The 26397-nt window shown below is 34.8% G+C and carries 24 protein-coding genes and 1 tRNA gene; 20 read left to right on the plus strand and 5 right to left on the minus strand.

All coding sequences use genetic code 11. The features are described from left to right. Positions 1 to 218 precede the first annotated feature (218 nt). A complete protein-coding gene (nifJ, locus tag M663_RS0112755) occupies positions 219 to 3731 on the plus strand; it encodes a pyruvate:ferredoxin (flavodoxin) oxidoreductase (RefSeq protein WP_029689194.1) in 3513 nt (1170 codons plus the stop codon). Between the two features lie 26 nt (positions 3732 to 3757). Here the strand turns inward: nifJ and M663_RS15685 are convergent, their stop codons facing one another. Continuing rightward, positions 3758 to 3919, minus strand: coding sequence for a DUF3787 domain-containing protein (locus M663_RS15685; RefSeq protein WP_273702739.1), 162 nt, complete (start codon positions 3917 to 3919; stop codon positions 3758 to 3760). Between the two features lie 156 nt (positions 3920 to 4075). Between M663_RS15685 and M663_RS0112765 the strand changes: the two genes are divergently transcribed. From M663_RS0112765 to M663_RS0112775, 3 genes are all read left to right on the plus strand, one after another. Beyond that, a complete protein-coding gene (locus tag M663_RS0112765) occupies positions 4076 to 4477 on the plus strand; it encodes a DUF1284 domain-containing protein (protein ID WP_029689195.1) in 402 nt (133 codons plus the stop codon). 70 nt (positions 4478 to 4547) lie between these two features. After that, positions 4548 to 4823: a type II toxin-antitoxin system PrlF family antitoxin gene (locus M663_RS0112770; protein ID WP_029689196.1), complete on the plus strand. Its 276-nt coding sequence runs from the start codon at positions 4548 to 4550 to the stop codon at positions 4821 to 4823. After that, positions 4807 to 5205, plus strand: coding sequence for a putative toxin-antitoxin system toxin component, PIN family (locus M663_RS0112775; protein WP_029689198.1), 399 nt, complete (start codon positions 4807 to 4809; stop codon positions 5203 to 5205). The genes M663_RS0112770 and M663_RS0112775 overlap by 17 nt, the downstream gene beginning before the upstream one ends. 52 nt (positions 5206 to 5257) lie before the next feature. Here the strand turns inward: M663_RS0112775 and M663_RS0112780 are convergent, their stop codons facing one another. The 4 genes from M663_RS0112780 to M663_RS0112795 are packed head-to-tail and all read right to left on the minus strand — an operon-like array spanning position 5258 to position 8709. Beyond that, a complete protein-coding gene (locus tag M663_RS0112780) occupies positions 5258 to 6118 on the minus strand; it encodes an ABC transporter permease (RefSeq protein ID WP_029689199.1) in 861 nt (286 codons plus the stop codon). Then, positions 6115 to 7017, minus strand: coding sequence for an ABC transporter ATP-binding protein (locus M663_RS0112785; RefSeq protein ID WP_029689200.1), 903 nt, complete (start codon positions 7015 to 7017; stop codon positions 6115 to 6117). The genes M663_RS0112780 and M663_RS0112785 overlap by 4 nt, the downstream gene beginning before the upstream one ends. A 4-nt stretch (positions 7018 to 7021) precedes the next feature. Then, on the minus strand, positions 7022 to 8206 hold the full coding sequence (locus M663_RS0112790) for a DUF2275 domain-containing protein (protein WP_029689201.1): 1185 nt from the start codon (positions 8204 to 8206) through the stop codon (positions 7022 to 7024). Positions 8207 to 8208: 2 nt separating this feature from the next. Beyond that, positions 8209 to 8709 (minus strand): RNA polymerase sigma factor SigX, encoded by a 501-nt coding sequence (locus M663_RS0112795; RefSeq protein WP_029689202.1) that lies wholly within the window; start codon positions 8707 to 8709, stop codon positions 8209 to 8211. Positions 8710 to 8921: 212 nt separating this feature from the next. Here M663_RS0112795 and M663_RS0112800 point away from each other — a divergent pair, with 212 nt between their 5' ends. The 16 genes from M663_RS0112800 to M663_RS0112875 all read left to right on the plus strand — a co-directional run bounded on the left by M663_RS0112800 (position 8922) and on the right by M663_RS0112875 (position 26361). Continuing rightward, positions 8922 to 9863: a DMT family transporter gene (locus tag M663_RS0112800; protein ID WP_029689203.1), complete on the plus strand. Its 942-nt coding sequence runs from the start codon at positions 8922 to 8924 to the stop codon at positions 9861 to 9863. 381 nt (positions 9864 to 10244) lie between these two features. Beyond that, a tRNA-Glu gene (locus M663_RS0112805) sits at positions 10245 to 10319 on the plus strand. 146 nt (positions 10320 to 10465) lie between these two features. Beyond that, entirely contained in the window at positions 10466 to 12811 is a 2346-nt protein-coding gene (spoIIE, locus tag M663_RS0112810) for a stage II sporulation protein E (RefSeq protein WP_029689204.1), read from the plus strand. 161 nt (positions 12812 to 12972) lie between these two features. Next, entirely contained in the window at positions 12973 to 14349 is a 1377-nt protein-coding gene (tilS, locus tag M663_RS0112815; RefSeq protein WP_029689205.1) for a tRNA lysidine(34) synthetase TilS, read from the plus strand. A 24-nt stretch (positions 14350 to 14373) separates the two neighbouring features. Continuing rightward, the gene (gene hpt, locus M663_RS0112820) at positions 14374 to 14919 is read left to right on the plus strand and encodes a hypoxanthine phosphoribosyltransferase (RefSeq protein WP_029689206.1); all 546 of its coding nucleotides are present in this window, start codon (positions 14374 to 14376) and stop codon (positions 14917 to 14919) included. 71 nt (positions 14920 to 14990) lie between these two features. Then, entirely contained in the window at positions 14991 to 16826 is a 1836-nt protein-coding gene (gene ftsH / locus M663_RS0112825) for an ATP-dependent zinc metalloprotease FtsH (protein WP_029689207.1), read from the plus strand. A gap of 173 nt (positions 16827 to 16999) precedes the next feature. Beyond that, positions 17000 to 18382, plus strand: coding sequence for an ATP-binding protein (locus M663_RS0112830; protein ID WP_003867799.1), 1383 nt, complete (start codon positions 17000 to 17002; stop codon positions 18380 to 18382). A gap of 25 nt (positions 18383 to 18407) precedes the next feature. Continuing rightward, positions 18408 to 20075, plus strand: coding sequence for a formate--tetrahydrofolate ligase (locus M663_RS0112835; protein ID WP_012268968.1), 1668 nt, complete (start codon positions 18408 to 18410; stop codon positions 20073 to 20075). A gap of 10 nt (positions 20076 to 20085) precedes the next feature. Continuing rightward, positions 20086 to 20451 (plus strand): hypothetical protein, encoded by a 366-nt coding sequence (locus tag M663_RS0112840; RefSeq protein WP_012268969.1) that lies wholly within the window; start codon positions 20086 to 20088, stop codon positions 20449 to 20451. A 121-nt stretch (positions 20452 to 20572) separates the two neighbouring features. Further along, the gene (locus M663_RS0112845; protein ID WP_029689208.1) at positions 20573 to 22252 is read left to right on the plus strand and encodes a methylmalonyl-CoA mutase family protein; all 1680 of its coding nucleotides are present in this window, start codon (positions 20573 to 20575) and stop codon (positions 22250 to 22252) included. Positions 22253 to 22264: 12 nt separating this feature from the next. Next, on the plus strand, positions 22265 to 22666 hold the full coding sequence (locus M663_RS0112850) for a cobalamin B12-binding domain-containing protein (protein ID WP_029689209.1): 402 nt from the start codon (positions 22265 to 22267) through the stop codon (positions 22664 to 22666). A 2-nt stretch (positions 22667 to 22668) separates the two neighbouring features. Further along, complete coding sequence (gene meaB, locus M663_RS0112855; RefSeq protein ID WP_029689210.1) at positions 22669 to 23604, plus strand: methylmalonyl Co-A mutase-associated GTPase MeaB; 936 nt, start codon at positions 22669 to 22671, stop codon at positions 23602 to 23604. Between the two features lie 21 nt (positions 23605 to 23625). Next, the gene (gene mce / locus M663_RS0112860; protein WP_003870713.1) at positions 23626 to 24027 is read left to right on the plus strand and encodes a methylmalonyl-CoA epimerase; all 402 of its coding nucleotides are present in this window, start codon (positions 23626 to 23628) and stop codon (positions 24025 to 24027) included. Positions 24028 to 24127: 100 nt separating this feature from the next. Next, on the plus strand, positions 24128 to 25678 hold the full coding sequence (locus M663_RS0112865; protein ID WP_029689211.1) for a carboxyl transferase domain-containing protein: 1551 nt from the start codon (positions 24128 to 24130) through the stop codon (positions 25676 to 25678). Between the two features lie 12 nt (positions 25679 to 25690). Beyond that, a complete protein-coding gene (locus M663_RS0112870) occupies positions 25691 to 25945 on the plus strand; it encodes a sodium pump decarboxylase subunit gamma (RefSeq protein ID WP_029689212.1) in 255 nt (84 codons plus the stop codon). 17 nt (positions 25946 to 25962) lie between these two features. After that, positions 25963 to 26361, plus strand: coding sequence for a DUF2118 domain-containing protein (locus M663_RS0112875; RefSeq protein WP_003870710.1), 399 nt, complete (start codon positions 25963 to 25965; stop codon positions 26359 to 26361). Positions 26362 to 26397: the final 36 nt, after the last annotated feature.

The following is a 26397-nucleotide window of genomic DNA, read 5'->3' on the forward strand; positions in this document are numbered from 1 at the left end:
TATATTCTATATATTTGTACAAATTCCTTCTTGCATTACAAAAAAATTTTAATGGACTATATTTTTTATAAAGGCAAAAAGGAACCTGTTCTATCATTAAAACTCTGAAGACAAATATTTAAAATTATCTTCTATGTCTAGATGCATGATTATTCTTTTTTAATGAAATAATATATCTGGATAGAAAAACCATGTTAAGGGTTAAGGAGGATTATTTTATGCGAAAAATGGTTACAATGGACGGAAATACAGCTGCTGCCTATGCCTCTTATGCTTTTACGGAGGTTGCAGCAATTTACCCTATTACGCCTTCTTCTCCAATGGCTGAAAATGTTGATGAATGGGCTGCCCATGGCAAGAAGAATATATTTGGTCAACCCGTGAAGGTTGTTGAAATGCAGTCAGAAGCAGGTGCAGCAGGGGCTGTCCATGGTTCTTTAACTGCAGGCGCTTTGACAACCACATATACCGCATCACAGGGGCTTCTTTTAATGATACCAAATATGTATAAAATTGCAGGAGAGCTTTTGCCAGGGGTGTTTCATGTAAGTGCCCGAGCTATTTCTACTCATGCACTTTCTATATTTGGCGACCATCAGGATGTAATGGCAGTAAGACAAACAGGTTTTGCACTTCTTTGTTCTGCCAATGTACAGGAAACTATGGATATGGCATTTATAGCCCATCTTTCTGCTATAAAATCTAGGGTACCATTTTTGCATTTTTTTGATGGCTTTAGGACTTCTCACGAGATGCAAAAAATAGAAGTGGTGGAATATGAGGAAATTGCGAAACTTTTAGATTTAAGGGCAGTAAAAGAGTTTAGGGACAGAGCGTTAAATCCTGAACATCCTGTTGTAAGAGGCACTGCACAAAATCCTGATATTTATTTTCAAGGAAGAGAAGCTGCTAATAAATTTTATGGAAAGGTTCCTGACATAGTAGAAGATTACATGAAGAGGTACAAAGAGCTGACTGGAAGAGAATATCACCTTTTTGACTATTACGGTTCAAAGGACGCAGAGTATATAATTGTAGCTATGGGTTCTGTTTGTGACACGATAGAAGAGACGATTGATTATTTAACAAAAAAAGGAGAAAAAGTGGGTTTAATTAAAGTACATCTCTACAGGCCATTTTCTGAAAAACACTTTTTTGAGGTTTTACCTGATACAGTTAAAAAGATTTCCGTATTAGACAGGACAAAAGAGCCGGGTTCAATAGGAGAGCCTTTGTACCTTGATGTGGTTAAATTATTTTATAACAAAGATAAAAAGCCCGTCATAGTAGGAGGTAGATATGGTCTGGGCTCAAAAGATACAACTCCTTCTCAGATTATTGCAGTCTATGACAATTTAAAAAAGGACTCCCCAAAAGACCGTTTTACCATAGGAATTTTAGACGATGTGACTTACACATCATTAGAAGAAAGTGAATTTGTAGAGACTACACCTCTTGGCACTGTAAGCTGTAAGTTTTTGGGATTAGGCTCTGATGGAACGGTTGGGGCGAATAAATCGGCTATTAAAATAATTGGGGACAACACAGACTTGTATGTGCAGGCATATTTTCAGTATGACAGCAAAAAATCAGGAGGCACCACTATTTCCCATTTGAGGTTTGGTAAAAAGCCGATTAAATCTTCTTATTTGGTAAATCATGCTGATTATATTGCCTGTCACAATAAGTCTTTTATTTACAATTATGATGTTTTAAAAGGACTTAAACATGGTGGGACTTTTGTATTAAATTGTCCTTGGAGTAAAGATGAGCTGGAGGAGAAGTTACCTGCTTCAATGAAAAGATATATAGCTAAAAACAATATCAATTTTTATACAATAGATGCCATATCAATTGCCCAAGAAGTAGGTTTGGGTAACAGAATAAACATGATAATGCAGACGGTGTTTTTTAAACTTATAAATATAATACCTTTTGAAGAAGCGGTTAAGTATTTAAAAGATTCTATACAGAAAGCCTATGGCAAAAAAGGGCAGGATATAGTGGAGATGAACTTAAGAGCTGTAGATAAAAGTATAGAAGCTCTTGTAAAAGTAGAAGTGCCTGAGGAGTGGAAAAACGCAAAAGAAGGGCAAAAAATTGTAAAGCCAGAGCCTGATTTTGTTAAAAATATACAAAGACCTATGGAAAGAAATGAAGGAGACCTCCTTCCTGTAAGTGCTTTTGTCGGCATGGAAGATGGCACATTTCCTACTGGCACGACTGCCTATGAAAAGAGAGGAATTGCAGTATTGATACCCGAATGGCAGATAGACAATTGTATACAGTGTAACCAGTGCTCTTATGTTTGCCCCCATGCAGTAATACGGCCATTTTTATTAACAGAGGAAGAAATGAAAAAAGCGCCTTCAACTTTTAAACTGAAAAAAGCAATAGGAAGAGGATTAGAAGGGCTTTGGTATAGAATACAGGTAAGTCCTTTAGACTGTACAGGATGTGGCAATTGTGCAGATGTTTGTCCAGCACCTACAAAAGCTCTTATAATGAAACCCGCTGAAGAACAAATAGAAAAAGAAGTGAGAAATTGGGAGTATGCTGTAACTCTTGATGTCAAAGATAATTTAGTAGATAAGACAACTCTAAAAGGCAGTCAATTTGCAAAGCCTCTGTTTGAATTCAGTGGCGCATGCCCCGGCTGTGGTGAGACTCCTTACATAAAGCTTTTGACGCAGCTTTTTGGAGATAGGATGATGATAGCAAATGCCACAGGCTGTTCATCTATTTATGGGGCAAGTGCACCCTCTATTCCTTATACTACTAATAAAGAGGGAAAAGGGCCTGCTTGGGCTAACTCACTTTTTGAAGACAATGCCGAATTTGGCTACGGCATGTTTTTAGCAAATAAGCAGATAAGGGAAAGGCTTAGAGATTTGATGAAAGAAGCTATAAATATGCCTATTGACGATGAATTAAAGGCTGCATTCCAAGAGTGGATTGATGGGATGGAGGATGGAGATAAATCTAAAATTGCTTCTAAAAAGATTTTGGATATTATAAATAGAGGCGGGTATACAGAGAATGAGATAATAAAAGAGATACTTGACAAAAAAGATTTTCTTGTAAAAAAATCTCAGTGGATAATAGGGGGAGATGGATGGGCGTATGACATTGGTTTTGGAGGGCTTGACCATGTTATAGCATCAGGAGAAGATGTAAATATACTGGTGCTTGACACAGAGGTGTATTCTAATACAGGAGGGCAATCCTCAAAATCTACGCCATTAGGAGCAGTTGCAAAATTTGCGGCAGCAGGTAAGAGGACAAGCAAGAAAGACTTAGGCTTGATGGCTATGAGCTATGGATACGTGTATGTGGCGCAAGTTGCAATGGGAGCAAATATGAACCAGACGATAAAGGCTTTTGTGGAGGCAGAAAAATACAAAGGGCCTTCACTTATAATAGCATACGCTCCTTGTATAAACCATGGCATAAAGTCAGGCATGGGGACAAGTATAATGGAGGAGAAAAAAGCAGTGGAGTCTGGTTACTGGCACCTTTATAGATTTAATCCAGAGCTTAAAAAAGAAGGCAAAAATCCATTTGTACTTGATTCTAAAGAGCCGACAAAATCTTTCAGAGAATTTATTGAGGGGGAGATACGATATTCCTCACTTAAAAACGTATTTCCTCACATTGCGGAAAAACTTTATCAGAAGGCAGAAGATACTGCAAAAGAGAGATACGAGAGATATAGAAAGCTGGCAGAATAACAATTCCGGGCGTATGCCCGGAATTGTTATTTTTTGTTTTCTTCTACCCATTCTTTTGCGTTTATTACTTCATTTTCACTTGGGATAGGCACATTTGATTTTTCTTTTACATTTTGTATATTTGCCCAGGAAGCAGTCTTATGATTTTCTATTGGCACTTTGTGAGGTTTTTTTGGTTTTTTAGTCATACAATCACTCCTTTAAATGTATTATTTTCGATAATTGAAGAAATTATGACTATTATTGTGATAAACTGAGGGATGTAAATTTCTTTTTTTTCTTAGGTTACAGTTCAAATTAGCAGTATAATTATTGTTGTAATCATGGGATGAGGAGAGATTGAAATGGAGATAAGAGGACATCACTTTTTGTGCATGCTGGGTTTTAGAGGGCTTGGTTATAATGAAAAATTTGTTAAAAATATGGATGAAATTATTAGAAAATTAAATAATGAACAGGATATGTTGATAAAAGTTGTGGATAATGTGGATAACATTTGCAGCATGTGTCCAAACAATGTAGGTGAGGAATGTAAGATAGAGAGTTATCTAGGAAGTGTAAGGGAAAAGGATAGGGCTATTTTAAAGATTTTGGGTATAGAAGTAGGAGAGGTAGTAAGATATAAGGATGTTGTGGATAAAATTAAAGAAAATATGACAGAAGAAAAGATGATGAATATATGTAAAGATTGTGAATGGTTTAGCCTTGGGTATTGTTTAGAAGGGATTAGAAAGTTAAAAGGTTGATAGTTTGTGGAATTTGAGATACAATTAAAGTAAGAAAAATCTTATTTTCAATGCATAAAGGAGGGATAATATGGAATTAGCAAAAGTGACAACAAGAGGTCAAATTACAATTCCTAAGGAAATACGCAAGAAATTGAACCTTAAAGAGGGGGATAAAGTAGTTTTTATTGAAGAAAACGGGAAAATTGTTATAGAAAACTCGGCAATGTTTGCTCTTCGCCAGATACAAAATGAATTTAAAGGGGAAGCAGAAAAAGCTGGTTTGAAAAATGAACAGGAGGTAGTGGACTTGGTTAAAGAGATCAGAAAAGAAATGTGGGAAAAACGCCATGCGAATAATGGTTGATACAAATGTTTTAATTTCTGTTATATTGTTTCCTAATGCGCGTATGGATGAAATGATGAAAATTATAATAGAAAAACATAGGCTAGTATTGTCTACACTTATAATTGAAGAACTTATGGAAGTGGTAAAAAGAAAATTTAAAGATAAAGAAGCAGCCATGGATAGGTTTTTAAGTATTTTTCCATATGAATTAGTATATACGCCCAAAGAGGTAAAGAAGGGTTTGTTTGATATTCGAGATGAAAAGGATTATCCACTTTTATATGTAGCTATTATCGAAGATGTTGATATTCTTATTACAGGGGATAAAGATTTTCTTGATGTCAAAATTGAAAAACCATTAATTTTGACACCGGCGCAGTTTTTAAAAAAGTTTAGCTAATTGGATATGGATAAAGGAAGTTTAAAAAGTTAAAAGGCGGCTGAAGCCGCCTTTATAAGTCTCTTTGTGAAAAGCGCTTTGCCCCGTAATAGAGGAGAAATACCACGTAGAAAAAGATGTATATGAACATATAAATACTGGGTTGAGACATGCCGCCAAAGGGTCCTTGTGTCATAAAACTTATTCCACTACTTTGTGTCAAAAGCTCTGCAGTCATTTTTCTATATATGACATCTGTAGGAAGGATGAGACTTGTAAGTATCCCTGCATTTATAAGACTTTCTCCGCTTTTTAAGCCAAAGGCACCGACTTGACTTTGTTGCATTGCTGCGCCTATTTGTTCAAGCACACCTCCGACGAGGGCAATTCCATAAGCCATAATAGAGATTATTCCTGTGTTTACAGTCGAAAAAATTGAGCTGGAAGCTATTATAAGGGCTAAAAATACAATCGGTCCTAAGTCGAAGAAAAAAAGTCCTCTTAAAATATTGCTTGCTTCAAAGGTTATTTTAGACCCCATAAAGATGTTTAAACCTACTACAGACAAAAACATGATGGAGCTGTATATTACAATCATAGCGCCTAAGCCTATAAATTTTCCCAATACCAGTTCATATCTTTTTATAGGTTTAGACAAAATAGAATATATAGTGCCACTTTCTATTTCTCCTGATATGGCATTTACAGAAGTCAAAAGTACGAGAAAAGCTACTATAAAATTTGCGAAAAAAAGGCCTGCAGACAAAATTTGAGATTGAAAAATGATGTCATATATAGAATTGCTGGGATGCTCAAATATTCTACTTAAGCCAAAAGCGTATATGGAAAGGTAGAGGAGGGACAAAATAGAGACTAATAGAAAAGCCCGTTTTTTTAGCATCTCTTTAAATGTGTATTTTATTATAGTTATCACGACACCTCATCCTTTCCAATCAAGTTTATGAATAAGTCTTCCAGCGAAGAAGTTTGGGTATTTAATTGATATAGCTTGGCACCAGCTTCTATTATCATTTTAGCTATAATTGGTATTTTTTCTTTGTCTTCTACTTTAAAAGAGAGCTTACCTTCTTTAAATTGAAATTCTTTTGATAAGCGAGAAATTTCTTCAATCAACTCTGAAGTATAGTCTGATACAATCATTTCTACATGGGTGTGTTCTTTTAATAGCTCTTCCAGTTTTCCTTCGGCTATTATTCGGCCATGGTTTATTATGGCCACTTCATCGCATACCATTTCCACTTCACTTAATAGATGGCTGTTTAGAAAAACAGTTTTGCCTTGCGATTTTAATTGTTTTATGATTTCTCTTACTTCAATTCTTCCAACAGGGTCTAAAGCTGAAGTAGGTTCGTCTAAAAATACTATTTCTGGGTCGTTTAAAAGGGCTATTACAATGCCAATTCTCTGTTGCATTCCTTTGCTGTAATTTTTGATAAGTTTACTTTCATGACCTTTCAATTTTACCAATTCTAAAAGTTCATCAATTTTTTTGCCTGGATTTTTTATTTTATAAAGCTCAGCATGGAAGCTCAAAAGCTCTTTTCCTGTCATCCAGTCGTGATATCTAAAATTTTCAGGTAAAAATCCCACTTTTTCTCTGGACTCTACAGTGCCTATGGGTTTCCCTAAAATCCATGCAAAACCAGAGGTGGGGTGTAAAAGCCCCACCATGGTCTTTACAAAAGTGCTTTTTCCAGCACCATTTGGACCTAAGAATCCAAAGACCTGACCTTTTTCTACAGAGAGAGTGACTTCTTTAAACCCGCCTTTTCCATTAAACTGCTTTGTGAGATTTTGTGTCTCTAAAACCATTTGATCACCTCATTGAATTTGCGATTTGAATTAATGTGTTTATATTTTGCTGTGTTATTAATTCATCATTTATTGTTTGTTTGTCTGTAGATGGTTCATAAGGTCCATTGATTGATAGACTATACATTACTCCATTTTCATTCCATACTATGGATGCCATATTTGGAGAATATTTATTTGTTAGAATAATAGCTGTATTTCCTCTTATATTTATTTCTTTAACATTTGTAGATTCATCACTTGGTATAGGTAATGTCTCCTTCCAGTCAGTTACACTTGCAATTTGTTTTTTTAAATTGTCAGGCAAAAATGGGAGGTTAGCCAAGGCATCAATTACCTTATCTATATTTGTCCCTTCTGGTACTACAATCTCAGGAGTTTTATTTATATTAAGATAAATACTTTTTTTGATATTTTCTGTATCATTATCATTCTTTTTTTCTTTTATATCAATATATATAGATGTGCCAACATTCATTATAATAGGTTTATTGTTGAGCTCTTTAGGGAAAAGATGTGTGCCGCCAAATGTTTTAATTAATTCATTTATTTTGTCAACATTAAGTTTAAATTCGAATCCATCACCCTTTGATACATATATATGGTTAATTTCAAAATTTTCGTCAGTTGGCAGCTTAAATTTATAATCTACATCGGACTTTAGTTTGTCAATTTCATTTATTGAAACTTCATATCCTTCATAGTTTCCAGACCTTAATATTTCACCATATTCTTTTAAGTCAATGCTCTTTATGTTTCTATCATAGAACTCATTTTGAATTTGTGTAATGTCATCAGGTGTAATAGTTATAATCTGCATTTTGTTAAGTCTCAATAAATTTAGAATTTTAGCCTCTGTATTTTTAAGGGGAGGGAAAAGCATTGAAGAAACTACAAATGCCACTACGACTAAGGCGGCAATTGACTTTTTGTACTTTGTAAATATGGCAAACATTCCTCCTTTATTATTATTTTTGCTCAATTTTTCATTTAGAGTAGCCCAAGCTTCATTTAAATCTATATTGCTTGCTTTTAAAGCTTTTAAAGTGAATTCATTTATGGATTTTAGTTGTTCAAGTTTTTCTCTACATACATCGCAAGTTTTTAAATGTTCTTCTACATTTTTTGCAGTGATTTCATCCAGTTCATTGTCTAGATATGCTTGAAGAGTTCCTTCATCGTAGCACATACTTACACCTCCTTTTCATATAATTCTTTAAACTTTTTTTGTGCTCTTGCTATGGTTGTGCCGACGGAGGTTTTCTTAATTCCCAATGATATTGCTATTTCTTCGTAACTATATCCTGAATGTTTAAGTATTAGACACATCATATCTCTTTTACTCATTTTTAGGAGGACTTCTTTCACTTTAGCTCTTTCAAACCTTTTAATTGCTATTTCTTCAGGGTCTTCAAAAAATTTCTCTTGCGTGTTTTTAAAAACTTCCAGTTCTCTTGTTTTTGTGTTTTTTTCACTGCGGATATAATTTAAGGCATGATTTATTGCCACTTTGGATAACCAACCTCCTATATTTTCATTGTGACGGGGAGGATTTTTAAAATACTTTATAAAAACCTCTTGAGTAATGTCTTCTGCTTTAAATTCGTCTTTTATCATCCATGAAATTTCTTTTAAGACTTTTGGATAGTATTTTTCAAAGATATCTTTGAAACTTTCCTCTATTTTGAACACCTCCCCTATGTCTTTTCACTAATAATAACACATCTAAAACCAATTTTGTGACAAAAACTTTTCAGACGAAGGGGACGGTTCCTCTTGTCTGAATTTTTCAGATGAAAAGAACCGTCCCCTTCGTCTGCGTCCCCTTCGTCTGGATTTTATTTTTTGTGGGAAGTGCTATATAATTATATCGGTGTTTTTAAAAAGGTGCGGGGGTGTTAAATTTGGAGAGGATAAAGAGTTATTATCCTTATTTAGCAGGAATAGGAATGGCATCAATTTTTGGATTTTCTTTTATGTTTACCTCTATGGGGCTTGATGTAGCTTCTCCTATGGAGCTTATAGCCTATCGTTTTTTACTTGCAGCATTTATGATTACTCTTTTGTGGGTATTTGGAATTATTAAACTTAATTATAGAGGGAAAAATCTGTGGCCATTGTTTTTATTGTCTCTATCAGAGCCTGTTGTGTATTTTATATTTGAAACATATGGTGTAAAATATACATCCTCTTCTCTTTCTGGTTTGATGATAGCTTTAATTCCTGTTGCTGTTACCGCTTTGGCGGCGGTATTTTTAAAGGAAAGGCCTTCTTTGTATCAGCTTTTCTTTATTCTTTTGTCTGTTACAGGAGTTACTTTTATAATTTTTATGACAGGTGTTGAAAGCCGTAATACGTCAATTATAGGTTTTGTATATCTTTTAGGAGCAGTCTTATCTGCAGCTTTTTACAGTATTTTAGCAAGAAAGTCTTCTTTAGAATTTTCACCTATTGAGATAACCTTTGTCATGATGTGGTTTGCCGCAATTTCTTTCAATTTTTTAAATTTAATTGATAGATTAGCAAAAGGCTATCCTATTTCTGACTATTTCAGGGATTTAACTGATTACAGAGTACTTATTCCTGTGCTATATCTAGGTGTTTTATCTTCTGTTGTAGCGTATTTTTTAAACAATTACGCTCTTTCAAAATTGCCTGCATCTCAAGCTTCAGTTTTTGCAAATTTGACCACAGTAATTTCGGTAATAGCGGGGATCACCATACGACGTGAAGCTTTTTATTGGTATCATATAATAGGAGCTATTATGATATTGATAGGAGTATGGGGGACAAATTATTTTGGAAAAGTGTCTCAACCGATTATTTCTTCAGAAGAAACACACTGAAATTCTGTATTTACATTGCATAGAGAATGTGATATACTTTTAACGTAACCCTATACCATACGGGGGCATATATTAGTCCAAAAAGGATGCGGTATAAAAATACCGCATTTATTATAGAGGAGTGATTTTATTAGTACTTTAATTAGTATAGCATGTTTTTGCGTTTTATTAAAGTACAAAAAGAGAGATAATAAATATAAAAAGTTTTTGAGGTGAAATTGAAGATATTGCAAAGTATTTAGAAGTCGAATATGCTTTAATAGGAGAAATAAAAAAGTCAGAAAGGACAGATATTTTTATATCCAAAAAATGACAATTATTAAGGAAAAATTTATCGTTGACAAGACATGAAAATATGATAAAATAAGTAATGTCTTTTGTGGCCCCGTGGTCAAGAGGTTAAGACACCGCCCTTTCACGGCGGCAACACGGGTTCGAATCCCGTCGGGGTCACCATTTAAGTTAAGAAATAAAATGTCGCACAAAGGTGCGACATTATTTTTTATGTCGAAAGAAAAATTACATATATAGCAAAAATTAACAAATAAAACCATCACCATGATGCTATAATTTAGAAAAAAACAAGAGGTGGTGGTTTTTTTATGCAAAATATAAATATTTTACCTTATAAAAGAGTTATAAAAACTTCCTTGACAGAAAATACTCAAAAAAATATTTATAAAAATATTCAACAGATTATATTATTGTCAGTTATAAGCTTTTTTATAGGGCGAGCTGTTATTTTCAATAGTCTTTTGCCCTTCGGCATTGCTTTTTTTGCAACCCTTTTAATGTATAAAAAGCGATATCTTTTAACAGGAATAGGAGTATGGTTGGGAATATTAACTTTACCCAATGTCAATAGTTTTAAATACCTTTTAGCACTTGTTTTGATCTTTTTATTAGAAGGGCTTCTAAAAATTAAACCTCAAAATATTATTAAAACCTCTTTCATTACTTTTATTTCTCTTTTTAGTGCAGATCTTATATTCAGCTATATTTATGGCTTTTTGCTTTTTGACATTATGATGAGCCTATATGAGTCTGTCACTGCAATGTTAATGGTTTTTATTTTTAACCACGCTGTTTCATTTATTTTGAATATAAACAGAAAAATTGTTTCCAATGAAGAGTTGATATCTTTGAGTATATTTATAGGGCTATTTATTCTAGGAATGAATCATTTGAATGTGTGGAAATTTACTCTCAATGGGATATTAGGGATATTTATAATACTTTTAGCCTCTTATATAGGTGGGGCTGGAGTAGGAGCAAGTATCGGCACAACTATGGGGCTTCTTGGAAGCTTATCTTTTTTCCAAATGCCAGTCTCCATAGGGCTTTTTGGATTTGCAGGCTTGTTGGCCGGTAGTTTGAAAAAATTGCATAGAATTGGAGTTATTATAGGCTTTTTAACTGCCATTTTTATTATTACATTTTATGTAACTTCAACTGTGGATATGCTTGTAAATCCTTATGATATTGTGTTAGCTTCTTTAATGTTTGTAGCACTTCCTAAGAAGTACATAGTAAAGGCGGAGGAAATAGTAAAGGGTAATAAAAATTTAAACAACAGAAATTACAATGAAAAATTAAAAGAAGTAGTGACAGGCAAACTTAAAGAGTATTCTCAAGTATTTGAAGAGCTCTCTAAAAGTTTTAAACAGGTAAATGAAAAGGTATTAGACCACAAAGATATTTCTTATTTGTTTGAGGAAATTGCCAATAAGACCTGTACTCAATGTATCATGTATAAAACTTGTTGGGATAAGGAGTTTTACAATACTTATAAAAGCATGTTTGAGTTGATAGAACATCTTGAAAAAAATAGTAGTATTGAGGACAATAAACTGTATAGAAAATGTATAAGATTTTCTGAACTTATGAGCACAACTAAATATTACTTAGGCATTTACAAAATAAGCATGCAGTGGAGAGAAAGGCTAAAAGATGCTAAAGGACTTATTGCTACTCAGTTAAAAGGAGTTGCTGATGCAATATCTAATATGGCTAGCGATATTAGCATGAATGTCACTTTTAAAGATGAATTAGAACAAATAATGATGGTGGAATTGGACAAAAAGGGTATACCTGTGGAGGATGTGCTAATTTATGACACAGGAGATGGAAATGTTAACGTAAAAATATACAAAAAGGTATGTTTTGCTAAGGAATGTGACAAAAAGATTGCCCCAATTGTGTCTGAAATTATGGGGGAAAGATATGAGAGAAAAAGTAGGTTATGCTCTATAGACCACAATGGAAGGTGCGTACTTACTCTTACAAAAGCAGAGAGTTTGCAAGTTTTGACAGGTATAAGCAGAGTTAGCAAGTCAAAAAACAAGATTTCTGGAGATACTTATTCTTTTATGGATTTAGAAGATGGAAAATACATGGCAGCTTTAAGCGATGGAATGGGGATTGGATATAAAGCGGCTGCAGAGAGCAGTACTACCATTTCTTTGCTGGAGAAATTTATAGAAGCAGGTTTTGATAAATATTTAGTTATTCAAACATTAAACTCTATTTTGGCTTTGCGATCTGCAGAAGAAATGTTTTCTACTGTGGATATAATGTTTCTGGACAAATTTACTGGAGAAACAGAATTTATCAAAATTGGTTCTTGTGCTACTTTTATAAAGAGGGGAAATGAGGTTGAAATTATAGAATCTAGTTCTTTGCCCATTGGCATTTTGGAAGATATAGAGGCAGATATACATGAAAGAAAATTAAAAGATGGAGATTTTGTGATTTTAGTTACTGATGGAGTGTTGGAGTGTTTTGAGAAAGATAAAGAAGTAGAATTTTCAAGGTTAATCAGTGAAATTAACACGAGGAATCCTCAGGATATGGCGGAGGTGTTGATGAAAAAATGTTTGGAATTGTGTAATAATACTCCAAAGGACGATATGACAATTTTGGTTTCAAAGGTATGGAAGAAAATATAAAAATTAATAAATTGGAATAACCCTTCCACAATGTGGAGACAATATATCGAGGCGATTAAAGGAATACTTTTGTGGAGGGGTTTTTTAGGTTTGATTTAGAAAGGAGGATATTATATAATCATTATATAACATGAGTATATATCGTTATAAGGGGTTAAGAAATGATTGATAAGGTTGTTTCTACAATTAAAAGGTATAAAATGATTGAGACAAATGATAAAATTGTAATGGGGGTTTCCGGTGGACCTGATTCTTTGTGTATGCTGGATATTTTATACAATTTAAAAGATTTATTTAATCTTAAGTTGTATATAGTACATGTTAATCATATGATAAGAGGAGAAGCAGCTAAAAGGGATGCGCAATTTGTTGAAGATATGTGTCGCAAATTGAAACTCCCATTTTTTTTATTTGAAAAAGATGTAAAAAAAATAGCCAAAGAAATGGGATATTCAGAAGAAGAGGCTGGTCGATATGTGAGGTATCAGGCTTTTGAGGAAGTATTAAAAGAAGTTAAGGGTAATAAAATAGCAGTAGCTCATAATAAAAATGATGTAGTGGAAACAGTTTTTTTAAATTTAATAAGAGGTTCTGGAATGGCTGGCCTCATTGGAATAAAACCGGTAAATGGAAATATAATAAGGCCTCTCATTGAAATAGAAAGGGAAGAAATAGAGAAATACCTTAAGGAAAAAGATTTAAAGCCAGCAATAGATTTTACAAATTATGAGGATTTATATAAGAGAAATAAAGTAAGACTTAAATTAATTCCCTTTATAAATGAAACTTTTGAAGTAGATATAATAGAAAATATCTACAGGATGGCAAAAATTATTTTAGAGGAGAATGACTATTTAGAAAAAGAGTGTGAAAAGATTTTTAATGAGGTTTGCTATTTTAATCAAGAGGAAATTTTTGCTGATATAAAAAAACTGAAGACACAGCATCCCGCTATTCAGCGGCGCTTAGTTAGGCTTATGTACCAAAAATTAAAAGGAGATATTTATGGGTTAGAATACATCCATGTAGAGGATGTTTTAAGCCTTTTAGACAAACCAACTTCCTCAAAAATTGATTTACCCTTTGAAATTGAAGCTTTAAAAAGCTATAATAATCTTATAATGAGAAAAGTAAAAGAAAAAGAGGTCAAGACTTTTTGGGCAAAATTAAATATTCCTGGAATTACTAAGATATGTGGTATTGGTCAATTTAAAACTGCTGTTTTAGCTATTGATGAGGTAAAAAAACTCAACATAGGAAAATACACGAAATTTTTTGACTATGATAAAATACAGGAAGATGTGGTAGTTAGAAATAGGCAAGCAGGGGATATTTTTTCTCCTCTTAACCTGGGGGGGAGTAAAAAATTAAAAGAATTTTTTATTGACGAGAAAATACCCCGCGAAATAAGAGATAGCATTCCTTTATTAGCCATAGACAATGAAATTGTGTGGGTTGTAGGTTATAGAATGAGTGATAAATTTAAAGTAGATGAAAATACAAAAAATGTCCTTGTGATAGAGTATACCCAAGGATAAAATAAAAAAGAGGAGGTTAAATTTATGTCGAGTCCAACACAAGATATACAGGAGATTTTGATTACGGAAGAGCAATTAAAAGAAAAAGTGAAAGAGTTAGGACAAATAATTACAAAAGACTACCAAGGTAAAGACCTTGTCCTCCTTGGGGTTTTAAAAGGAGCAATAATGTTTATGGCAGACTTATCTCGTGCGATAGATTTATCTTTATCAATAGATTTTATGGCAGTCTCCAGTTATGGTTCTTCTACTCAGTCTTCTGGAATAGTAAAAATAATTAAAGACCATGACATAAACATTGAAGGAAAAGATGTGCTCATAGTCGAGGATATTATAGATAGCGGTTTAACACTTTCTTATTTAAGAAAGACTTTATTAGAAAGAAAACCTAGAAGTTTAAAAATTTGCACTATTTTAGATAAGCCTGAAAGAAGAGAAGCAGATGTTAAAGTAGATTATTGTGGATTTAAAATTCCTGACAAATTTGTAGTTGGTTATGGATTAGATTTTGATGAAAAATACAGAAATCTCCCATTTATAGGGGTTTTAAAGCCAGAGCTGTACAAATGATTTGCTTTTTTAAAGGAGATATGATATTATAGATTAAAGGTAGTTGGACTTGTTTGAAGGAGGGGCCTTATTTGAACGATAATAACAAGATAATTAGAAGCATGGTGCTCTATTTATTAATATTTATAGCTATTTACGCAATGGTACAATTGCATTCTCAAAGCGCCGAACCAATAACCGATATTGATTACGGGCAGCTAATAAAATACATTGATGCCAATCAAGTAAAAAGCATTACCCTTGTGGGTAATGATGTTAAAGGTGTATTAAAAAATGGTACCGAGTTTAAGAGCCGTGTACCAGATGTAACAAACTTTATGAGTTTTGTAAATCCTTACATTTTACAGGGAAAACTGGATTTTAAAAGTGAGCCGCAAGTAGGCCCGCCATGGTGGGTACAAATGCTTCCTTCTCTCTTTTTAATCGTAATTTTTATCATATTTTGGTATATTTTTATGCAACAGGCACAAGGTGGGGGAGGAAGCAAAGTGATGTCTTTTGGCAAAAGCAGAGCCAGAATAATTACAGACAAAGATAAAAGAGTAACTTTTAATGACGTGGCGGGAGCGGATGAAGAAAAAGAAGAACTACAAGAAATTGTTGAATTTTTAAAATATCCCAAAAAGTTTCTTGAGCTTGGAGCCAGAATACCTAAAGGGGTTCTTTTAGTAGGGCCTCCAGGTACAGGAAAAACTCTTCTCGCAAAAGCTGTAGCAGGAGAAGCGGGGGTACCGTTTTTTAGCATCAGCGGTTCCGATTTTGTGGAGATGTTTGTCGGTGTAGGTGCTGCGAGAGTAAGAGATTTATTTGATCAAGCCAAAAAGAATGCGCCTTGTATTGTTTTTATTGATGAAATAGACGCAGTAGGAAGGCAAAGAGGTGCGGGTTTAGGTGGCGGACATGATGAAAGAGAGCAAACACTAAATCAGCTGTTAGTTGAAATGGATGGTTTCAGTGTCAATGAAGGTATAATTGTGATTGCCGCAACAAACAGGCCAGATATATTAGACCCTGCACTACTACGACCAGGAAGATTTGATAGGCACGTTACTGTTGGTATTCCTGATATAAAAGGAAGAGAAGAAATTTTGAAGATACATTCAAGAAATAAGCCATTGGCTCCAGATGTATCATTGCAAGTACTGGCAAGAAGGACGCCTGGGTTTACTGGGGCCGACCTTGAAAATCTTATGAATGAAGCGGCACTTTTAGCAGCAAGGAGAGGGCTTAAGCAGATAACTATGGCAGAATTGGAAGAAGCTATAACGAGAGTAATAGCAGGACCTGAAAAGAGAAGTAGGATTATGTCTGAGAAAGACAAGAAATTGGTGGCATATCATGAAGCAGGGCATGCTGTTGTAGCAAAGCTTTTGCCAAACACTCCTCCTGTCCATGAGGTAACGATAATTCCGAGAGGCAGAGCTGGAGGCTATACTATGCTTCTTCCCGAAGAAGATAAATATTACATGTCAAAATCTGAAATGATGGATGAGATAGTTCATCTTTTAGGCGGACGTGTGGCAGAGAGTTTAGTGTTAAATGATATAAGTACAGGTGCACAAAATGACATTGAGAGAGCTACAAATATTGCAAGAAAGATGGTTACAGAGTATGGCATGAGTGAAAGGTTAGGACCCATGACTTTTGGTACTAAAAGTGAAGAAGTGTTTTTAGGGCGGGATTTAGGAAGAACAAGAAATTACAGTGAAGAAGTAGCTGCAGAAATTGATAGAGAGATAAAGAGAATAATTGAAGAAGCGTATAAAAGAGCAGAATCATTGTTAAAGGGAAATATTGATAAACTTCACAGAGTAGCAAAAGCTCTTATTGAAAAAGAAAAGCTTAATGGAGAAGAGTTTGAAAAAGTCTTTAGCGGAGAGGATATAGAAGGGGTGCAGTTTGCATAAAATACCAAATAATGTATAAGTCTTTGGACTTATACATTATTTTTTTAAAAATTTTTAGTTAACAATAAAAAAATTATTGACAAGAAGGAGGATTTTTCTACTTTAATGTCTAATTATATTAGTGGGACTAAGGCTTTTGAACGAAAGATAAGGGAGATAAAAGGGGGACAGTCATGAAAGTGAACAAAGCTTTTGCTACAGATAAAAATTCCTTGCAGTGGATATGCAACCTTTTAGATAATTCACACGATTTTTTTGTCTTAAAAGATTTAAATGGTAAGGTAGTTCATGTAAATAAAAGACTTCTTGAAACATTAGGCTATACCGTTGATGAGTTAGATAATTATGATTATTTTTTTTACCATATATTAAAATACAAAGAAGTAGGACCGTACGAAGATGGTCTTATCATAGAGCTTACGGCAAAATACAATATAAGAATGTCTTTTAGCATAAAATTTAGTCCTATAGCTAACAGTGTTGGTGATAAAATAGCTTTTTTAGGGTTTGTGAAGTTGCGAAGCTATTGTAAAGAAAAACCTGAAGATTATTTTAACTTCTTCAAACATCCAAATGACGTAATGGATATGACAGAGGAAGGTGTTGTGATAGTTGATAATAGGTTTAACGTGGTCTATGTGAATAACAGGACATGTGAATTATTTGGCATTAAATATACAAAATTCATAAATGCAAAGTTTATGGACATTATAAAAAAATACAAACCGGATGCTTCAGAAAATAATTTAATTAACGGAGAAAAAATTGTAATCCCATTGAAAGGGAGTTTTGACGAAATAGTGCTTTTGCTTAAGTATGGGAAGTTAAACAGTGGGCATTGGAAAACTATTATTGTGAAAAATATAACTGAAGACTTAAAATATCAAAAATTAATTGAGCAAACGGAAAAATACACAATTGCTGGTGAATTTGCTGCCACAACCATTCATGAAATAAAAAATTCTTTAACTTCTATAAAAGGCTTTATACAACTTCTACAAGCTAAACATAAAGAAAGTTCTACTTACTATGAGACTATTTTAGATGAAGTGGACAGAATATTAGCTTTAATAAAAAATTACCTTGGTATAGTTAGAAGCAATGAAGAAGGAGAAACTGAAATAGACATAAATGGCGTTATAAATCAATATTTACTTCTTTTTGAAGCAGAAGCTGTTCGCAAAAAAATTAAAATAGAAAAAAGGTTTGGCGATGTCCCTCCTATAAAAATGGACAAAAATCATCTTAAGCAGCTTATTCTAAATGTAGTTCAAAATTCTCTTCATGCCATTGGGGAGAATGGTAAAATAATATTAGATACAAGATATTACACTCTCAAAAAGAGGGTGGTAATAAGAATTGTTGATAATGGAGGTGGTATAGAGAAGAAATATTTAAAAAAAGTTATTGAGCCCTTGTTTACAACTAAAAGAGAAGGAACAGGCCTGGGACTTGCAATTTGCAAAAGTATTGTAGAATTGTACAATGGTGATATTAAAATTTTTAGTAAAAAAGGCAAAGGTACACTTGTAAAAATAATTTTAGGTGAGAGATAAAAATAAAAGCTGGAGGGGAAAATTTATGAAATCTGATATTGAAATAGCTCAAGAAGCGAAAATGCTACATATAAGGGAGGTTGCAAAAAAGTTAGACATTGAGGAAGACTACCTAGAATACTACGGCAAGTATAAAGCAAAAATTTCTCCTGCGTTATCGGAGAAAATAAAGGACAGAAAAGATGGTAAGCTTATTCTTGTCACAGCGATAACTCCCACCCCTGCAGGCGAGGGTAAGACTACACTTACTGTAGGATTAGGACAGGCTCTTGCTAAAATAGGTAAAAAAGCCATGATAGCTTTAAGAGAGCCCTCATTAGGACCTTGTATGGGAATAAAAGGTGGAGCGGCTGGGGGAGGATATTCTCAAGTTGTACCTATGGAGGACATAAATTTGCACTTTACAGGAGATTTACATGCGATTACTGCTGCTCATAATTTATTGGCTGCTATGATTGACAATCACATCCATCATGGAAATGAACTTAATATTGACATAAGGGCTATTACATGGAAAAGAGCTATGGACATGAATGATAGGGCTTTAAGAGAAATAATAGTAGGGCTTGGAGGAAAAGCAAATGGCTTTCCGCGGCAAGACGGATTTATAATAACAGTTGCCTCAGAAGTAATGGCGATTTTATGTCTAGCTCAAGACTTGATGGATCTGAAAAGAAGAATTGGTGATATAATAGTGGCTTATGATAAAGATGGCAATCCTGTAACTGCAAGAGATTTAAAAGCCGATGGAGCTATGACAGTCTTATTAAAAGATGCTATAAAGCCTAATTTAGTACAAACGATTGAAAACGTTCCAGCATTTGTTCACGGAGGACCTTTTGCAAATATTGCTCATGGATGCAATAGCTTAATTGCCACTAAATATGGTTTAAAATTGGCAGATTATTTGGTCACAGAGGCAGGCTTTGGTGCGGATTTAGGAGCTGAAAAATTCTTTGACATAAAGTCAAGGTTTGGAGGACTAACACCCAATGCAGCCGTCATAGTAGCGACTGTAAAAGCTTTAAAGATGCATGGAGGAGTTAAAAAGGAACACTTACAAAAAGAAGATGTGGAAGCAGTAAGAAGAGGAATAGAAAATCTTGAAAAGCAAGTTGAAAATGTGAGGAAATTTGGAGTACCAGTGGTTGTAGCTCTCAACAGGTTTGTTTTTGATACTGAAAGGGAAATTGAAGAGGTAAGAAAGGCCTGCGAAGAAATGGGAGTAGATATGGCAGTAGCGGAAGTTTGGGAAAAAGGAGGGGAAGGCGGAATAGAGTTAGCTGAAAAAGTTGTGAAAGCTTGTGAGACACCTTCCAACTTCCACGTTTTGTATGATGAAACACTTCCAATTAAAGATAAATTGCACATAATTGCAACAGAAATATATGGAGCTGATGGAGTAGAATATACTGCTTCTGCTCTTAAAGATATAGCAAACCTTGAAAGACTAGGCTTTGACAAGATGCCAATAGTTGTAGCAAAAACTCAATATTCTCTTTCAGATGACCCAAAACTTTTAGGCCGTCCGAGAGGGTTTAAGATAACAGTAAGAGAATTGAGAGTTTCAAGAGGTGCAGGGTTTATTGTGGCTCTGACAGGGGATATAATGACAATGCCAGGACTTCCAAAACATCCTGCAGCAGAAAACATAGACATTGATGAAAATGGAAGAATAACAGGGCTGTTTTGAGGGAGTGTAGATGAAAAAAGAAATATTAGATATACAAAATTTGTCACAGGCGAAAAAGGAACTTAGCCAAATAAAAGCTGAAGAAATTTCTATAGATATTATGGCGCCAAAAGCTGTTTTTAGGGTTGTCAAGCTGTTTGATGTACATCCAGCAGCTGCTAACATAATAAAACAGGAGATGTTAGCTATAGGAGGAGAAGCAGCTGTAGCAAGAGGTTGCGTCAATATGAGCGTTGAAAAATCTGACGTTATTATAATGGGAACATTAAGACAATATCAAAGGCTTTTGGCGAAACTTAAAATGCAAAAGGGCTATTTTGGGCTTAATGAGGTTGTAGAAGAATTAAAAAGTGTTATTGAGGAAATGTCTAGATAGGCGGCAAAGAGGCTTTTTCTTTGGCCGCTTTTTTACGGGAAAAAATTTCAAATGAAAAGGTAAACATTTGTTAAAAATTTGTGTTATAATGTAAAAGGGGAAAATCAAAGGAGGGTGTTTTATGATTGACAAAAAAAAATTAGAGGAAATAAAAAACAAAAAGGAAGAATGGGAAGTTAATCAAAGACAAAAGGTGGTATCTAAATTTCCAGAGAGGAAAAAAGAATTTAAAACCTCGTCTGGGATAGAGATTAAGGAGATTTACACCCCTTACGATATAAGTGATATAGATTATCTCGAAAAGATTGGCTTTCCAGGAGAATATCCTTATACAAGAGGCGTACAGCCTACTATGTATAGAGGCAAATTTTGGACTATGAGACAATATGCAGGATTTGGCACTGCAGAAGAGTCGAATAAAAGGTTTAAATATCTTTTGTCGCAAGGCCAAACAGGTTTGAGCGTAGCTTTTGATTTACCTACACAGATAGGCTATGATTCTGACCATCCAATGGCAGAAGGAGAAGTAGGGAAAGTAGGAGTAGCCATAGATTCACTTTATGACATGGAAATTCTCTTTGATGGCATTCCCCTTGACAAAGTCAGTACTTCTATGACTATTAATGCGCCTGCTGCAATACTTCTTGCGATGTATATTGCAGTTGCAGAAAAGCAAGGGGTATCTCCAGATAAGTTGAATGGGACTATTCAAAATGACATTTTAAAAGAATATGTAGCTCGTGGAACTTATATTTTTCCGACAGGTCCTTCTATGAGGCTTATTACTAATATTTTCGAATATTGTTCCAAGTATGTTCCTAAGTGGAATACTATAAGTATAAGCGGTTATCACATAAGAGAAGCAGGAGCCACGGCAGTGCAAGAAATAGCATTTACTTTGGCTAATGGCATAGCTTACGTGGAGGCGGCTATAAAGGCAGGTCTTGATGTAGATGAGTTTGCTCCAAGATTGTCATTTTTCTTCAATGCCCACAACGATCTTTTCGAAGAAGTTGCAAAATTTAGGGCGGCAAGAAGAATGTGGGCAAAGATAATGAAAGAAAGATTTAACGCGAAAGATCCAAGGTCAATGATGATGAGATTTCACACTCAAACTGCGGGTTCTGCTCTTACTGCTCAACAACCTGACAACAATATTATTAGGGTTACTATTCAAGCTTTAGCAGCAGTTTTAGGGGGTACTCAGTCGTTACACACGAACAGCAGAGACGAAGCTCTTGCTCTTCCTACAGAAGATTCTGTGAGAATTGCCTTAAGGACGCAGCAAATTATTGCTTATGAAAGCGGTGTTTGTGAGACTCCAGATCCATTGGCCGGAAGTTACTATGTTGAAAAATTGACAGATGAAATTGAAAAGAGGGCTTTTGAATATATAAAGAAAATTGACGAATTAGGAGGAGCGGCAAGAGCTATTGATTTGGGATATATACAAAAAGAAATACAAGAAAGTGCATATAGATATCAAAAAGAAATAGAATCTGGTGAAAGAGTAATAGTAGGGCTTAACAAATTCCAAATTGAAGAGGAGCCGCCAAAAGGGCTTTTAAAAGTAAACCCTGCTGTAGAAGAATTGCAAAAACAAAAAATCGCTAAAGTAAAAGAAATGAGAAACAACGCCAGTGTGAAAAAGACTTTAGAGGCCTTAAAAAAAGCTGCAGAAGGAGACGACAACTTGATGCCTTGGATATTAGATGCAGTAAGGGAATATGCGACATTAGGTGAAATTACAGATGTGTTGCGTTCTATTTTTGGGGAATATCAGCAACAGATTATACTGTAAAGGAGGATAAATATGGAAAGACCTATAAGAGTATTAGTGGCAAAGCCGGGATTAGACGGTCACGACAGGGGAGCAAAAGTAATTGCAAGAGCTTTAAGAGATGCGGGAATGGAAGTGATATACACAGGGCTTAGGCAAACACCCGAACAAATTGTAGAAGCAGCCATTCAAGAAGACGTAGATGTTGTAGCTTTAAGCATTTTATCTGGTGCCCATAACACTTTATTTCCTAAAATAACAAAGCTTTTAAAAGAAAGAGGAGCAGATGACATATTAGTAATAGGTGGCGGAGTTATACCAGAGGAAGACATACCTTTTTTGAAAGAGAATGGAATAGCGGAAATTTTTACACCCGGTACGCCTACCTCTGCAGCGATTGAATATATAAAACAACATGTCAATAGGGCGGTATAAAAATGGAGAATTTAGAAGAACTTTTGATAAAAGGGGATAAAAGGGCTATTGCCAGAACTATAACTTATGCGGAAAACTATGAGGATAAAGCCAAAGAGATAATAAAAAAGCTTTATGAAAGGTCTGGTAATGCTTATATTGTAGGCATTACCGGGCCGCCGGGTGTTGGTAAGAGCACATTGACAGACAAATTAATTAAAAATTTAGTTGATGTAGGTAAAAAAATAGGAGTAATAGCAGTAGACCCCACTAGCCCTTTTACAGGCGGCTCAATATTGGGAGACAGAATAAGAATGCAGGATTTATCTCAGCATCCTAATGTTTACATAAGGAGCATGGGCACAAGAGGTCATCTTGGTGGTCTTTCCAAAGGGACATATATGGCAGCGAGAATTTTAGATATAGCCGGCATGGATTACATTTTTATAGAGACAGTGGGAGTAGGCCAGTCAGAGATTGACATAGTAAAAATTGCCGATACAGTAGTGATGGTTTTAGCCCCAGGCTTGGGGGACGATGTACAAGCTATAAAAGCTGGAATCATGGAAATAGGGGATATTTTTGTCGTAAACAAATGTGACAAAGAGGGAGCAGACAAAACCGTAGTTGAACTTAATATGATGTTGGATTTGGATGAAAAAAAAGATTGGAGACCACCGGTAGTAAAAGTGGCTGCGCAAGAAAATAAAGGGATTGATGAACTTATTGATAAAATTGATGACCATAAAAGTTATTTGATAGAAAGTGGAACTTTTCAAGAAAGGAGAATTGAAAGATTAAAAATGGAAATAATTGAAAGCATAAAAAATAAATTGATGAAGAATATCTTTGACAAAATTCAAGAAAAGGAATTTTCATCCAGGTTGCAACAGGTGATAGATAAAAAAATAGACCCTTACACTTTTGCAGATGAATTGTACAAAGATGTTTTTAATTAGATTTTATGAGGAGGTATTAAAATGATAAAAAAAATTGACCACATAGGTATTGCGGTTAAAAGTATTGAAGAAGCATCAAAATTTTATAAAGATGTATTAGGTCTTGAAATAACAGGGGTAGAAGTAGTAGAAGAGCAAAAGGTAAAGACAGCTTTTATTCCAGTAGGAGATAGTGAGATAGAGCTTTTGGAGTCTACTTCCGATGATGGCCCTATAGCAAAGTTTATAGAAAAAAGGGGAGAGGGTATACAGCACATTGCCCTTCAAGTAGATGATATTGAAAAGACTTTGGAAGAATTAAAACAAAAGGGAATTAAACTTATAGATGAGGTACCGAGATATGGAGCTGGAGGTGCTAAAATAGCTTTTGTACATCCTAAAAGTACAAATGGAGTTCTTTTAGAGCTTTGCCAGAGGGATTAAATTTATTGTGTATTTGGAAAGTATGTGGTATATTATTTTGAGAGGTACTAATAATAACTGCTACTATTAAATTGCAGTAAAGCTATAAGGAGGAAATTGTATGAGCGTCCATGATATGATAGAAGAACTTAAAAGAAGGAAAGAGAAAGTTTTAGAAGGTGGAGGAGCTAAGAGAATAGCTGTTCAGCACGAAAAGGGAAAATTGACTGCAAGAGAGAGAATACATAAGCTTCTTGACAAGGACAGTTTTGTAGAAATAGACCCTTTTGTAGAGCATCGGTGTTATGACTTTGGGATGGAAAAGCAAAAATATTCCGGAGAAGGGGTTGTAACAGGCTACGGAACAGTAGATGGAAGATTAGTATATGTATATGCACAGGACTTTACTGTATTAGGTGGTTCATTAGGAGAATATCATGCAAAAAAAATAACTAAAGTGATGGACATGGCAATGAAGATGGGAGCACCTATAATAGGTCTTAACGACTCAGGAGGTGCTCGCATACAAGAGGGAGTAGATGCTCTTTCAGGTTATGGAAACATATTTTACAGAAATACTTTAGCCTCCGGCGTTATACCGCAAATATCGGTAATAATGGGACCGAGTGCTGGTGGAGCCGTATATTCGCCGGCATTAACAGATTTTATTTTTATGGTAGATAAAACCAGCCAAATGTTTATAACAGGTCCACAAGTTATAAAGGCAGTAACTGGAGAAGAGGTTACTCCTGAAGAATTAGGCGGTTCAATAACCCACAATAGGGTAAGTGGTGTTGCACATTTTAGAGGGCCTAATGATGAAGAAGTTTTAAAAATGGTGAGGAATTTATTGAGTTATTTACCTTCTAACAATTTAGAAGACCCTCCTCAATATGAGACGGGGGATAATCCTAATAGAATATCTCAGAAGCTTATGGAGATAATTCCAGACAACCCTAATAAGCCTTATGATATGAAAGAATTAATAAGAGAAATAGTGGACAATGGAGAATTTTTAGAGTCACAGGAGATGTACGCAGAAAATATAATTACAGCTTTTGCAAGGCTTAATGGCAAGACAATAGGAATTGTGGCAAATCAACCAAGAGTATTAGCAGGAGTGCTTGACATAAACGCCTCTGATAAAGCAGCAAGATTTATTCGTTTTTGTGATGCTTTTAACATTCCCATACTAAGCATAGTTGACGTACCTGGATTTTTGCCTGGGACAAATCAGGAATATGGCGGGATAATAAGACATGGGGCAAAAATGCTTTACGCTTATTCTGAGGCTACTGTACCAAAAGTGACTTTAATTGTGAGAAAAGCTTATGGTGGTGCTTATCTTGCAATGTGCAGCAAAGACTTAGGGGCTGACATAGTGTTTGCATGGCCTACGGCAGAGATTGCGGTTATGGGTCCAGAAGGAGCAGCAAACATTGTATTTAAAAATGAAATCAATGAGGCAGAAAATCCTGCAGAAGTGAGGCAGCAAAAGATAAATGAATACAGAGATAATTTTGCAAATCCATACAGGGCTGCAGCTCGTGGCTATGTAGATGATGTAATTATTCCTTCTGAGACAAGGCCAAGGCTTATATCAGCTTTTGATATGCTCTCTAGCAAAAGAGAGAGTCGTCTTCCTAAGAAACATGGCAATATACCTCTATAAGGTGGTGCTTTTATGGAAGGTTTTTTGGAGTTTTTAAAAAAAGTCTTTAGTGATGAGGAAAAAGAAGAAGTAAAAAGTATTGATAAGGAAGTAGATGAGGGAAAAGAAGAAGATACAGAGCTTATCGCTGCAATTACAGCGGCAATAGCTTTGTATCTACAAGCTGATACAAGTACTTTTTATGTAAAGTCTATAGTAAGATTTCCAGAGACTGCTCCAGTCTGGGCTAGAGTGGGGCGGCAGGAGCAAATGAGAACAAGATTGTAACTGAAGGAGGAATTTTTGTGAAGAAATTTAAAGTGACAGTAAATGGCAAAGTATATGAAGTTGAAGTAGAGGAGATAAAAGAGAAGGATGAAGTTTCTAACATAACACAAATGGCAACTGTTTCACAGCCTAAAGTAACTCAAACTCAGACGACTCTAGAGCCAGTTTCAAAAGCTGAAGCTCCTTCTCCGGCAGCTAAAGGCTCTAAAGTAATTTCTGCGCCTATGCCAGGCACAATTCTTGATGTAAAAGTTAAAGAAGGTGACAGGGTAAAGCGGGGAGATGTCGTAGTAATTTTAGAGGCTATGAAGATGGAAAATGAAATAATGGCGCCTGAAGAAGGAGTTATAGCAAGCATACATGTTTCTAAAGGCTCTTCCGTAAACACAGGAGATATTTTAGTGACTATGAATTAAGCTAATTGCGATGTTTGAAACCGAAGTAACAACAAA

The organism is Thermoanaerobacter sp. A7A, from assembly GCF_000445185.1.
GTDB lineage: Bacteria > Bacillota > Thermoanaerobacteria > Thermoanaerobacterales > Thermoanaerobacteraceae > Thermoanaerobacter.